Origin of the sequence: uncultured Pelagibacterium sp., from assembly GCF_963972885.1 — a bacterium.
GTDB classification, from domain to species: Bacteria; Pseudomonadota; Alphaproteobacteria; order Rhizobiales; family Devosiaceae; genus Pelagibacterium; species Pelagibacterium nitratireducens.
Window position 1 is genome coordinate 1 of sequence record NZ_CAXAXY010000096.1, and the last position, 11081, is coordinate 11081.

Genomic DNA, 11081 nt, shown 5'->3' on the forward strand with positions numbered 1-11081 from the left:
TTCATATAAAAACTAAATCATGCGGAGCGTTCATCGCCCCATGCCGTCTACTTCGATCCGTCCTTCGGCCAATCGTGCCGGTGGCACGATTGGAGGTGAGAAGGCCATGAGAGCCAAGCTCGAATGGCAATCAGAAACCGAGGCGATCTCGTCGTCGGAGGTTTTCGCGTGCCAAGACTAACCTATGTAAACCACCTTATCGTTTCCCTAAACGACTGTTTAACCGGGGATGGTTAACTATGTAGGCAGGGACGACATATCGATGCCTGCTTGCAGGTCATCTGGGGGAACTGGATATGTTCAGACTAAACGGTGCTGCGTCCGGCGAAGCGCAATCGAAAATTGATGCCATCAATCGCTCACAAGCGGTGATCGAGTTTTCGCTCGATGGCACCATTCTGACCGCCAATGAGAATTTTCTCGCGGCTATGGGGTACGGGCTCGAAGAGATCGTGGGCAAGCACCATTCGATGTTCGTCCCGCCTGACTACGCGGGCAGCGAGGCGTATCGTGCCTTCTGGAAGAGCCTGGCGCAGGGCGTCTATCAGGCCGACGAGTTCAAGCGGCTGGCCAAGGGCGGCCGCGAGATCTGGATACAGGCAAGCTACAATCCGATCCTCGATCGCGCCGGCAAGCCGGTCAAAATCATAAAATTTGCCACCGATATTACAGCGCAAAAGCTGCAGGCCGCCGATCACGCGGCTCAGGTCGCAGCCATCGGGCGGGTACAGGCCGTCATCGAGTTTACCCTCGAGGGGATCGTCCTCACCGCCAACGAGAATTTCGTTTCAACGGTCGGCTATGGGCTCGAGGAGATCGCCGGCAAGCACCATGCCATGTTCTGCGATGCGAGTTATACGGCATCGCAGGACTATGCCGACTTCTGGGCGCGTCTGCGGGCTGGCGAGTTCGTGGCCGGTGAATTCCAGCGGGTGGGCAAGGGCGGCAAGGACATCTGGATACAGGCGAGCTACAACCCGATCCTCGATCCCGCCGGCAAACCGGTCAAGATCATCAAGTTCGCCACCGACATTACCGAGCGCAAACGGGCCGAGGCGATCATCGCGCTACTCACCCGGAGCCTTGAAAGTATGGCCGAGGGCGATCTGCGCGGGCGGATCGATCAGAGCTTCACCGGCCAGTACGAAGCGTTGCGGCAGGCCTACAACAAGACGCTCGCGCAACTCGTCGATATCGTCTCCCGGCTCAAATCGACATCGGGCGCGGTCAAGACCGCAACCAGCGAACTGCTCACCGGGGCCAACGATCTGGCGGACCGGACCACAAAGCAGGCCGCGACCATCGAGGAAACATCGGCCGCCATGGAGCAGCTTTCTGGCGCTGTCGTCGCCAGCGCCGGGCAGGCGCGGACCGCCGCCGACAAGGCCCGTTCGCTCTCGGCCAGCGCCAGTGAGGGGGGCACCGTGATGGGCGAGGCCAACAAAGCCATGGAGCGGATCTCGGCTTCTTCGGCCAAGATTTCCAACATCATCGGCATGATCGACGATATCGCCTTCCAGACCAACCTTCTGGCGCTCAACGCATCGGTCGAAGCGGCCCGGGCCGGGGAGGCGGGCAAGGGATTTGCCGTTGTCGCCATCGAAGTGCGCCGCCTGGCACAATCTGCGGCCGATGCGTCGTCCGAGGTCAAGGCACTCATTGAAACCAGCGCCGCCGAAGTTGCCGGAGGCTCCCGGCTCGTCGAACAGGCCGCCGCCCGGCTGCTCGAGATCTTGCAGGGCGCTGAAGAAAGCTCGGCCGTCATCGGTGAGATCGCCAAGGCGGCCTCCGAGCAGTCCGCCGCCATCGAGGAGGTCAACAGCGCGGTCCGGCAGATGGACGAGATGACCCAGCACAATGCCGCCCTGGTCGAACAGACCAACGCCGCGGTCGAGCAGACCGAGGGCCAGGCTGTCGAACTCGACCGGATCGCTGCGGTCTTTACGGTGTCCGACCAGGAACCGAGCCCGGTTGCCCGCCCGCCGGTTGCGGCGCCGCGGCGCGCCTATCGTGTGGATGGCAGTGCGGCGATCAGCACCGAGTGGGAGGATTTCTAGAGTACGGTCCCACGTCCCTCGGTCAGCGCCTCTTGTCACGACGCCCGCTCTTGGCTACCCAGAAGCGTCTTTTATGGAGAAGCAGCGCGTGGCCAAGATCGATACCAAGACCGAAGGACTGGACCTCTATGTCTATGTCGCCAAGACCTTTGCCGACAGTCCATGGCTCCACTACGGTCTGTGGGAACCCGGCGAGCGCCCCAACATTCCCCAGTTGCGGATGGCGCAAGAGCGCTATGTCGATAAGCTCCTGGCGCTGATCCCGCCCGCTCCCGGCCGGCTGCTCGACATTGGCGGGGGCACGGGCGAAATGGCAAAGCTGCTGCTCGACAAGGGGTACACGGTCGAAATGATTACGCCGAGCCATTTGCAGGCCGAAGTGGCCGCTGAAAAGCTCGGTCCCAATGCGCGTGTCCATGAGACCAAATTCGAGGATTTTTCGGGTGAAGGTCCGTTCGATGTGTGCATGTTTTCCGAGAGCTTCCAGTATGTCGACCTCGAAACCAGCCTTGCCAAACTCAAACATATCCTCGCACCGAATGGCCGGGTGATAATCGCCGACTGTTTCCGCTCCGATGCCTATCAGGGCGACAGGCAGCCGGGAGGGGGACACCGCTATTCAGAGTTTGCCGTCGCAGTGGAACGGGCCGGATTTGTCATTGTCGAGAACGAGGACGTAACGCTTGCCGCCGCGCAGACCATGGCCATTGACCAGAACGTCTATCGCGGATTTGTCGCGCCGACGGTCGATCAGGTGCGCGGACTGCTCTCCAACAAGCGGCCGATCCTTTATTGGTTTCTCAAGACGGCCTATGGCCTGTTCGTGCCGAAATCGGAGCGCGAGAACATCGTTGCGCGCCTCAAGGCGGACTATCGCTCTCCGGAGGCCTTTGCAACGGTCAACACATACCGTTTCCTTGCCCTCGAAAAACGCGCCTGATCCCCGGTTATATTTACCGCGTCAGCGCGTTTGCCTTTTTTTTGCACGACGGGCGGTATAACTTGGTGCGCTGCTGAACAATCGGAACTTTCCCCATGGCTCGCAAATATTTTGGCACTGACGGCATTCGCGGTCTGGCCAATGGTCCAAAATTGACCCCCGAGCTGGCCCTCAAGGTCGGCATGGCGACCGGTCTTGCGTTCACGCGGGGCGATTATGCGCACAGGGTGGTGATCGGCAAGGATACCCGCCGGTCCGGCTACATGATCGAAAACGCGCTCACCGCCGGCTTTACCGCCGTTGGTATGGATGTGCTTTTGCTCGGCCCCATGCCGACGCCGGCCGTGGCCATGCTCACCCGGTCGCTCAGGGCCGACGTCGGCGTCATGATTTCGGCGTCTCACAATCCGTTCGATGACAATGGCATCAAGCTGTTCCGACCCGACGGCTACAAACTTTCCGACAGTTTCGAGTCCGAGATCGAAAGCCTTATCGATTCCGACCTGACGCCGAGGCTGGCACGCGGCACGCGGGTCGGCCGGGCCCGGCGTGTCGAGGAAGCCCGCACGCGCTACGTTGAATATGCCAAGCGCACCCTGCCGCGCGATATGGATTTCACCGGATTGCGGGTCGTTGTCGATTGCGCCAATGGCGCCGCCTACAAGACAGCGCCCGAGGTGCTCTGGGAACTGGGGGCCGAGGTCATCTCGATCGGCATCTCGCCCGATGGCTTCAACATCAATGACGGATGCGGTTCGACGGCACCTGGCGCGCTCATCGAGAAGGTCAGGGAATTGCGCGCCGATATCGGCATCGCGCTGGACGGCGATGCCGACCGCGTGCTGATCGTGGATGAAAAGGGCGAGATGGTCGATGGCGATCAGGTGATGGCGGTTATCGGGACCTCCTGGCATCAGCGCGGCATGCTTGCAGGGGGCGGGATCGTCGCCACTGTGATGTCCAACCTCGGGCTTCAGCGCTATCTCGAAGCGCAAGGGCTTTTGCTCGAGCGCACCAAGGTGGGTGATCGCTACGTGCTCGAAGCTATGCGCGGCAAGGGCTTTAATGTAGGTGGCGAGCAATCGGGCCATATCATTCTGTCGGACTTTACGACGACGGGCGACGGGCTGGTTGCGGCGTTGCAGCTGCTCTCGGTGGTCAAGCAGGAAGGCAAGCCGGTTTCCGAGGTCTGCCATCGTTTCGATCCGGTGCCGCAATTGCTTCAGAGCGTGCGGTACAAGCGCGGCAAGCCGCTCGATGACAAGTCGGTGCGGGCTCTGATTGCCGATGCCGAAATCAGGCTCGGCGAGACCGGCCGCCTCATCATCCGTGAATCGGGCACCGAACCGGTCATCCGGGTGATGGGCGAGGGCGACGATGCGGCACTGGTTTCCCAGGTGGTCAACGAGATCGTTGCGGCCATTGGCAAAGTTGCCTGATCTGGGACTTTACGGTTAAACGGTACAGTTAAGCGCACTTTAAGGAAGTTCCTCTAAATTCCACTTAATGCTAGGGAATTTGATGGCTTGGGGAACTTACGCCTATGAAAAAGCTGGTCGCTTGTGCTGTCCTTGGGGCAGCGGCGCTTGTGTCGACGGCAGCCATGGCCGCCGATCCTGTCTCGTTCGACTATCCTGTCTATAAAGACTATGTCCCGCCCTACGTCCCACCGGTCGACGAGGGCCTTAAAGGCTCGTTCTACCTGCGGGGAAGCGTGGCTGGAAATTATGCATGGTCGCGTCAGGCGCGCCATCCGGACGCAGGTGATGTCTTTTCGATCACTGAAGGTGGCTGGGGCTACAGCGCTGGCATTGGTGCGGGGTATGAGACCGGCACAGGGCTTCGGTTCGACACGACGGTCGACTATCTCGCCAACAACGACATGACGGCCGATATTGGGGGCGTAGATCATACGCTGGAGTTGCGTTCGACTATCGTTTTGGCCAATGCCTATTACGATTTCGGGCTCGGAGACATGGGCTTGTCGGCTGCGGGTGGCGCGTTCGGCTACGTGGGCGCAGGTGCCGGTGTGGCATTTAACGACTCGCGCGTTTCGGATGGCAGCTTTGGCCCCTGGGGCAGCAATACGAGCTTTGCAGCGGCCGGCATGACTGGCGTCGGGTACGATTTCGGCTCGATCGTTGCCGATCTGGGCTATCGTGCGCTCTACATCGCGAGCATCGAGAACGATAACGAGACGCCGCGCTATGCGCTCGACGATACGTTGGTGCATGAACTGCGTGCCACTTTGCGTTATCGCTTCTAAGGGCTCCGACCTCTACCAGTTTGAAAGGCGGCCTAGATGGCCGCCTTTTTTGTTTTGAGGAGTGCGTGCAGTGCGCCGCCGGCGATCAGGCCCCAAAAGGCAGCGCCGATGCCGAAAAGGGTGAGGCCGGAGGCCGCCGTTACGAAGGTCAAGATCGCCGGCAAGCGCAAATCGTCATCGGCGACCGAGCCGACGAGCGCGTTGGCAAGAGCGCCGATCAGGGCCAGACCGGCCACGGCCTCGATCAGGATCGGCGGCGCAGCGGAAATGAACGCTGCCGCGATGCCGGCCCCCAGAGCGAACACAATATAGGCAAAACCCGCTGTAATGGCGGCGATATAGCGCTTGGCCTTGTCCGGATGGGCCTCCGGCCCAGCGCACAGGGCGGCCGTTATGGCAGCCAGATTGATGAGTTGGCCGCCCAGGAGCCCGCCAATGGCGCTGACAATGCCGGTCGAAACAAAGATCGGTTTGACGTCGGGATGGTATCCATTGGTCCGCAAGACGGCGAGGCCGGGGATGTTCTGGGACGCCATTGTCACGACGAACAACGGCAATGCTATGCCGACAAGAGCGTCAAGATTAAGGGTCGGCACGACCAGAACGAGGGCCGGCCAGGCATTTGCGAAGAGATCGGCGGGAAGTTCAGTCGATATGGCAATCATCACCGCGCTGACCCCCACTGCGGCGGGTACGGCCCAGATTCGTGCAAAGCGCAGGGTAATCGCCCAAACCAGGATGATGGGAAGTGCCAGCGCGGGAAGTTCGGCGACGGCCCGGACCGGAGCGAGGCAGAGATTGAACAGGATGCCGGCCAGCATGGCACTGGCGAGTGGCATCGGGATTGCTGCCACTGCCCGTCCGAACGGGCGCCAGAAGCCGGCGACAACGACCAGCGCGGCGGCAACGATGAAAGCACCGACCGCGGCGGGAAAACCACCCTGGACGGCGCCTGTTGCAATCAGCAACGCAGCACCCGGCGTCGACCAGGCGATCGAGATCGGCATTTTGGTCATGGCACTCATAATGATCCCGACCAAAGCCATGCCAAGACAAAGCGCAAAAAGCCCCGAGGCTGCCTGGGCCTGCGTGGCGCCCACGGCATCAAAGCCCTGCAAGATGATGGCGAACGAACTTGCAAAGCCCACCAGCGAAGCGAGCAGTCCCGAAAAGACCGGCTGGAAAAGGGTCCCGGTTTGGGCCATCGCCGGGTTGGACGGGGAATCGATCATGGTGGGAAACTCCCAGGAATTGCGTGCCGAACGGCCGCCAGAGTTGCCTTTTCAATGCCACGATTAGGCGAGTCGCGCATATGTGTTCCAAGGACTTTTGAAGGTAATGCTTTGAATCGATAGACGATTCTTGTTGATCACATTTTTGTCATCGTTGGTTACCACTGTTGAGAGCGTCAAAACGATGCCGCTTTCAGAATACCCGGCCGATGGCCGTACCCAATGGGAACCATTTTTGCCACTGGCCATTTTGTTTTGAAAATGAAAAGGAGACCAAAAATGCGTAAGTTTCTTGCCCTTCTGGCTCTGCCGCTCATGCTGGCCGTTGCCGCTTGTGACATGCCTCCGCCCGAGGATGGTGGTGCGCCTGCCGATCCGGCGGTGACGACCGATCCGGCCGTCCCGGCCGAGCCAGCGGTCCAGTAACGATCGTACCGAAAATTGCTTTGACAAAGGGCGTCCGAAAGGGCGCCCTTTTTTCATGAAATCTGGAATCCGATGAGCGACCAACCACAACCACACCGGCAACAGGGAGCGCGGATCGGGGGGATCGACGCGGCACGGGCCCTCGCCGTGGTGGGCATGCTGATGGTCCATGTGGGACCGCGTGACCGAGCCAATCTCGCCGAAGTTCTCTACAATCTGCCGCATGGCCGCGCGTCGATCCTTTTCGTGTTCATCGCCGGGATCGGGATATCCTTTCTTTCGGCGCGGCGCGAAGACTTGAATGTAGCCAGGCTCAGGCTGTTCTGGATGGCTATGGTTTTTCTCCCGGTCGGGCTGATCCTGCAGACGCTTGACCACGGGATCGCGGTGATCCTGCATCACTACGCGATGTTTTATCTGCTCGGCATCGCCGTAATGGCTCTGCCCTCCCGGTATTTGGCCGGTCTTGCCGGTGCTGTGAGCATATGCGGGCCGCTGGTCTATTTTGCGATCCGCGCGCACTGGCCCGACCTGGTCGGGCGGGAGACCACTATGGTGGGCGATCGACCGCTCGATGTGCTCGACGGACTGCTGCTGACCGGGCCGTACCCTTTGCTCACCTGGTCTCCAGCGCTGCTGTGGGGCATGTGGGTGGGACGGCTGGATCTGCGGTCGGGGCAAAGGCATTTCCAATTGTTGCAGGCAGGCGTTGCAGTTGCGTTGGGTGCGGCGGGCGTCAGCGCGGCCGGATTGCTGATATCGGGCACGCCGGATGGCGTGGCGGACTGGCGGCAACTGCTTGTGGATGCGCCGCACAGCCAGATGCCGCTCTGGGTGATCGGATCGATCGGGACGGCCGCGTCGGTGAGTGGGGCGGTGCTCGCCATCGTCGACCGTTGGCCGAAAATTTGGGGGCCATTGGTGGCATTGGGACAGTTGGCACTGAGCTTTTATGTTGCGCATCTGGTTGCGCTGCATTTCCTCGACGATCTCTTGCGGCGCGACAGCGTTGGGGAGGCGATGGCGTCGGTTATTATCGTCACGGTCATCGCAATTGGTTTTGCCGTGCTGTGGCGACGCCATTTTGCGCGTGGACCGCTGGAGACGCTGCTTGTGAGCCCGTTCGTTCTGGCGGTGGGGCGTGGACAATAATTCGGTCGCGTTGGCGGTTGCGTGCGGATATGGAGGGGCATGGACAAAGAACATTTTCCAATTTTTCTCGTGGCCACACCCGGCCTTGAAAACGCACTTTGCAATGAAGCCGCCGACCTGGGGTTTTTCGAACCCAAGCCCGTTTTTGGCGGTGTCGAGATTTCGGGCGGCTGGCGCGACGTTTGGCGCGCCAATCTCGAACTGCGGGGGGCCGGTCGGGTGCTGGTGCGGATCGACAGCTTTCGGGCCAGCCATCTGGCGCAGCTCGACAAACGCGCCCGTGCGGTGGCCTGGGGCGAGGTGCTGCGCAAGGATGTGCCTGTACGGGTCGAGGCGAGTTGCCGGAAATCGAAGATCTATCATTCCGGCGCCGCGGCGGAACGCGTGGAAAAGGCGATAGCCCAGGAGTTGGGGGCACCAATCGAAAGCGATGCGCAGATTCGGGTGCTGGTAAGGATCGAAAACGATCTGTGCACGATCAGCCTGGACACCTCGGGCGAGGGGCTGCACAGGCGCGGACATAAACTCGAAGTCAACAAGGCGCCGATGCGGGAAACCATGGCGGCTTTGCTGTTGCGCGAATGCGGATACACCGGCGACGAACCGGTGCTCGACCCCATGTGCGGGTCGGGCACGCTGGTGATCGAGGCGGCCGAAATGGCGCTGGGCCTCAAGCCGGGCCGGACGCGGCCGTTTGCGTTCGAGCATCTGGCCCGTTTCGATCCAAACGAATGGGCGGCGATGAAACAGGCACGAGGTGGTAAGAGCACCAGCTTTCTGTTTCTTGGCAGCGACCGGGATGCCGGCGCCATTCGAATGAGTTTAGCCAATGCCGAGCGGGCGGGGACAAGTTCTGTCACGCGGTTTGCCCAGACGCCAATCGACCGGCTGGAACGGCCCGAGGGACCGGCGGGACTGGTGATCGTCAATCCACCTTACGGAGCGCGCATCGGGGATCGGAAAAAGCTCTATCCGCTTTATGGTGCGCTCGGGCAGGTGCTCAAGGCCCGGTTTTCCGGCTGGCGCGTGGGAATGGTGACCACCGACAAGGCCCTGGCGCAGGCGACGGGGCTCGCGTTCGGCAAGCCGGGCGAGAGTATCGATAATAACGGGTTGCGGATCTCGCTGTATCGAACCGATGTGCTTGCCTAGATCGACGCAGGTTAGAAGCACCGTCTTGCAAGTGTTGCCGCAAAATGATTTACGGCGGGCAGAAATGGCCGCTCTTACGGGGGCGGCCTTGTCTTTGTTGGAAGTCTCCTCATGATCCGTCTTGAAAATATCGGCAAGCAGAACGGCAAACAGATCGTTTTCATCGAAGCCTCCGCCGCGCTCCAGAAGGGCGAAAAGATCGGGCTGGTGGGGCCGAACGGGTCTGGCAAGACCACGTTGTTTCGCATGATTACCGGCGAGGAAGGGCCCGATGAGGGGCAGGTGTCCGTCGATCGGGGCACGACCATCGGCTATTTCTCCCAGGATGTGGGCGAGATGGCCGGGCGCTCGGTGGTGGCCGAGACCATGGATGGGGCCGGGCCGGTGGCGGCGCTGAGCGCCGAAATGCGCCAGCTCGAGGCGGATATGGGCGATCCCGACAAGGCCGACGAGATGGACGCGATCATCGCGCGCTATGGCGAGGTGACCGAGCAGTTCGAGGAGCTTGACGGATATGCGCTCGATGGACGCTCGCGCGAGGTGCTCGACGGGCTGGGGTTTAGCCAGGCGATGATGGATGGCGATGTGGGGGCGCTGTCGGGCGGCTGGAAAATGCGGGTGGCGCTGGCCAAGATCCTTTTGGCGCGGCCCGATGTGCTGCTGCTCGATGAGCCGTCGAACCATCTCGATATCGAAAGCCTGATCTGGCTCGAGGATTTTTTGAAAAATTTCTCCGGTGCGCTGCTGATGACCTCGCACGACCGGGCGTTCATGAACCGGGTGGTCAACAAGATCATCGAGATCGATGGCGGCACGCTGACCTCCTATACGGGCGACTATGAATTCTATCAGGCCCAGCGCGCCATTGCCGACAAGAACCAGCAGGCCCAGTTCGAGCGTCAGCAGGCGATGCTGGCCAAGGAAATCCAGTTTATCGAACGGTTCAAGGCGCGGGCGAGCCACGCAGCCCAGGTGCAAAGCCGGGTGAAAAAGCTCGACAAGATCGACCGGGTCGAACCGCCCAAGCGGGCGCAGAAGGTGGTGTTCGAATTCCGCCCCGCGCCGCGCTCGGGGGAGGATGTGGCCGTGCTCAAGGGCGTCGCCAAGACCTATGGCGACAAGACCATCTATGACGGGCTCGACTTCCATGTGCGGCGGAAGGAGCGCTGGGCGATCATGGGGGTCAATGGTGCGGGCAAATCGACACTCCTCAAACTGGTGACCGGGGCGGCAGAGCCGGATACGGGGTCGGTTGCGCGGGGGCCGTCGGTCAAGATGGCCTATTTCGCCCAGCATGCCATGGATGTGCTGGACGGGGACAAGTCGATCTTTGAGATGCTGCAAAGCGAATTCCCACAGGCGGGACAGGCGCCGCTGCGGGCTTTGGCGGGGTGTTTCGGGTTTTCCGGCGACGATGTGGAAAAGAAATGCCGGGTGCTTTCGGGCGGGGAAAAGGCGCGGCTGGTGATGGCGATGATGCTGTTTGATCCCCCCAATTTCCTTGTTCTGGACGAGCCCACCAACCATCTCGACATCGCCACCAAGGAAATGCTGATCGAGGCGCTGGCCAATTACGAGGGCACGATGCTGTTCGTGTCGCACGACCGGCATTTTCTGGCCGAATTGTCCAACCGGGTGCTCGAGGTTTCTCCCGAGGGCGTGCGGACCTTCGGGGGCGGGTATCGCGAATATGTGGAAAGCACCGGGCAGGAGGCGCCGGGGCTGCGGCATTAGGTTTGTCTCGGGGGGCTTTCTTCGAGACATGCCAATACCGCCGACGGCGAGATTGCCTCGGGCTATGATGGGATAGACGGCATGGGGCGATGAACGCTCCGCACTGAAATTTGTATATATGA

Annotated in this window: 9 protein-coding genes; 8 read left to right on the forward strand and 1 reads right to left on the reverse strand. The window is 60.9% G+C overall.

Annotated features, from left to right (window positions below; translation table 11 throughout):
* Positions 1-296 precede the first annotated feature (296 nt).
* The 4 genes from AACZ55_RS13350 to AACZ55_RS13365 all read left to right on the forward strand — a co-directional run bounded on the left by AACZ55_RS13350 (position 297) and on the right by AACZ55_RS13365 (position 5263).
* Positions 297-2057: a methyl-accepting chemotaxis protein gene (locus tag AACZ55_RS13350; protein ID WP_339646843.1), complete on the forward strand. Its 1761-nt coding sequence runs from the start codon at positions 297-299 to the stop codon at positions 2055-2057.
* An 88-nt stretch (positions 2058-2145) separates the two neighbouring features.
* The gene (locus AACZ55_RS13355; RefSeq protein ID WP_339646846.1) at positions 2146-2997 is read left to right on the forward strand and encodes a class I SAM-dependent methyltransferase; all 852 of its coding nucleotides are present in this window, start codon (positions 2146-2148) and stop codon (positions 2995-2997) included.
* A gap of 95 nt (positions 2998-3092) precedes the next feature.
* The gene (gene glmM / locus AACZ55_RS13360) at positions 3093-4436 is read left to right on the forward strand and encodes a phosphoglucosamine mutase (protein WP_339646848.1); all 1344 of its coding nucleotides are present in this window, start codon (positions 3093-3095) and stop codon (positions 4434-4436) included.
* A gap of 104 nt (positions 4437-4540) precedes the next feature.
* Positions 4541-5263, forward strand: coding sequence for a hypothetical protein (locus AACZ55_RS13365; RefSeq protein ID WP_339646850.1), 723 nt, complete (start codon positions 4541-4543; stop codon positions 5261-5263).
* A 32-nt stretch (positions 5264-5295) separates the two neighbouring features.
* Here the strand turns inward: AACZ55_RS13365 and AACZ55_RS13370 are convergent, their stop codons facing one another.
* Complete coding sequence (locus AACZ55_RS13370) at positions 5296-6495, reverse strand: benzoate/H(+) symporter BenE family transporter (protein ID WP_339646853.1); 1200 nt, start codon at positions 6493-6495, stop codon at positions 5296-5298.
* Between the two features lie 279 nt (positions 6496-6774).
* On the opposite strand from AACZ55_RS13370, the gene AACZ55_RS13375 reads away from it, so the two are divergent.
* The 4 genes from AACZ55_RS13375 (at position 6775) to AACZ55_RS13390 (ending at position 10959) form a co-directional block, all read left to right on the forward strand.
* Positions 6775-6921 carry a hypothetical protein gene (locus AACZ55_RS13375; RefSeq protein WP_338609459.1) on the forward strand — a complete coding sequence of 49 codons (147 nt, stop codon included), beginning with the start codon at positions 6775-6777 and terminating at the stop codon, positions 6919-6921.
* 72 nt (positions 6922-6993) lie between these two features.
* A complete protein-coding gene (locus tag AACZ55_RS13380) occupies positions 6994-8073 on the forward strand; it encodes a DUF418 domain-containing protein (protein ID WP_339646856.1) in 1080 nt (359 codons plus the stop codon).
* A 39-nt stretch (positions 8074-8112) separates the two neighbouring features.
* Entirely contained in the window at positions 8113-9225 is a 1113-nt protein-coding gene (locus AACZ55_RS13385) for a class I SAM-dependent RNA methyltransferase (protein ID WP_339646859.1), read from the forward strand.
* Between the two features lie 111 nt (positions 9226-9336).
* Positions 9337-10959 carry an ABC-F family ATP-binding cassette domain-containing protein gene (locus tag AACZ55_RS13390; protein WP_339646862.1) on the forward strand — a complete coding sequence of 541 codons (1623 nt, stop codon included), beginning with the start codon at positions 9337-9339 and terminating at the stop codon, positions 10957-10959.
* The last annotated feature ends 122 nt before the right edge of the window (positions 10960-11081 follow it).

What these genes read in the sequence shown, in the direction of transcription:
- glmM (WP_339646848.1), top strand. Translation starts at nt 3,093, where the DNA reads ATGGCTCGCAAATATTTTGGCACTGACGGCATTCGCGGTCTGGCCAAT.
- AACZ55_RS13370 (WP_339646853.1), bottom strand. Translation starts at nt 6,495, where the DNA reads ATGATCGATTCCCCGTCCAACCCGGCGATGGCCCAAACCGGGACCCTT.
- AACZ55_RS13385 (WP_339646859.1), top strand. Translation starts at nt 8,113, where the DNA reads ATGGACAAAGAACATTTTCCAATTTTTCTCGTGGCCACACCCGGCCTT.
- AACZ55_RS13380 (WP_339646856.1), top strand. Translation starts at nt 6,994, where the DNA reads ATGAGCGACCAACCACAACCACACCGGCAACAGGGAGCGCGGATCGGG.
- AACZ55_RS13390 (WP_339646862.1), top strand. Translation starts at nt 9,337, where the DNA reads ATGATCCGTCTTGAAAATATCGGCAAGCAGAACGGCAAACAGATCGTT.
- AACZ55_RS13350 (WP_339646843.1), top strand. Translation starts at nt 297, where the DNA reads ATGTTCAGACTAAACGGTGCTGCGTCCGGCGAAGCGCAATCGAAAATT.
- AACZ55_RS13365 (WP_339646850.1), top strand. Translation starts at nt 4,541, where the DNA reads ATGAAAAAGCTGGTCGCTTGTGCTGTCCTTGGGGCAGCGGCGCTTGTG.
- AACZ55_RS13375 (WP_338609459.1), top strand. Translation starts at nt 6,775, where the DNA reads ATGCGTAAGTTTCTTGCCCTTCTGGCTCTGCCGCTCATGCTGGCCGTT.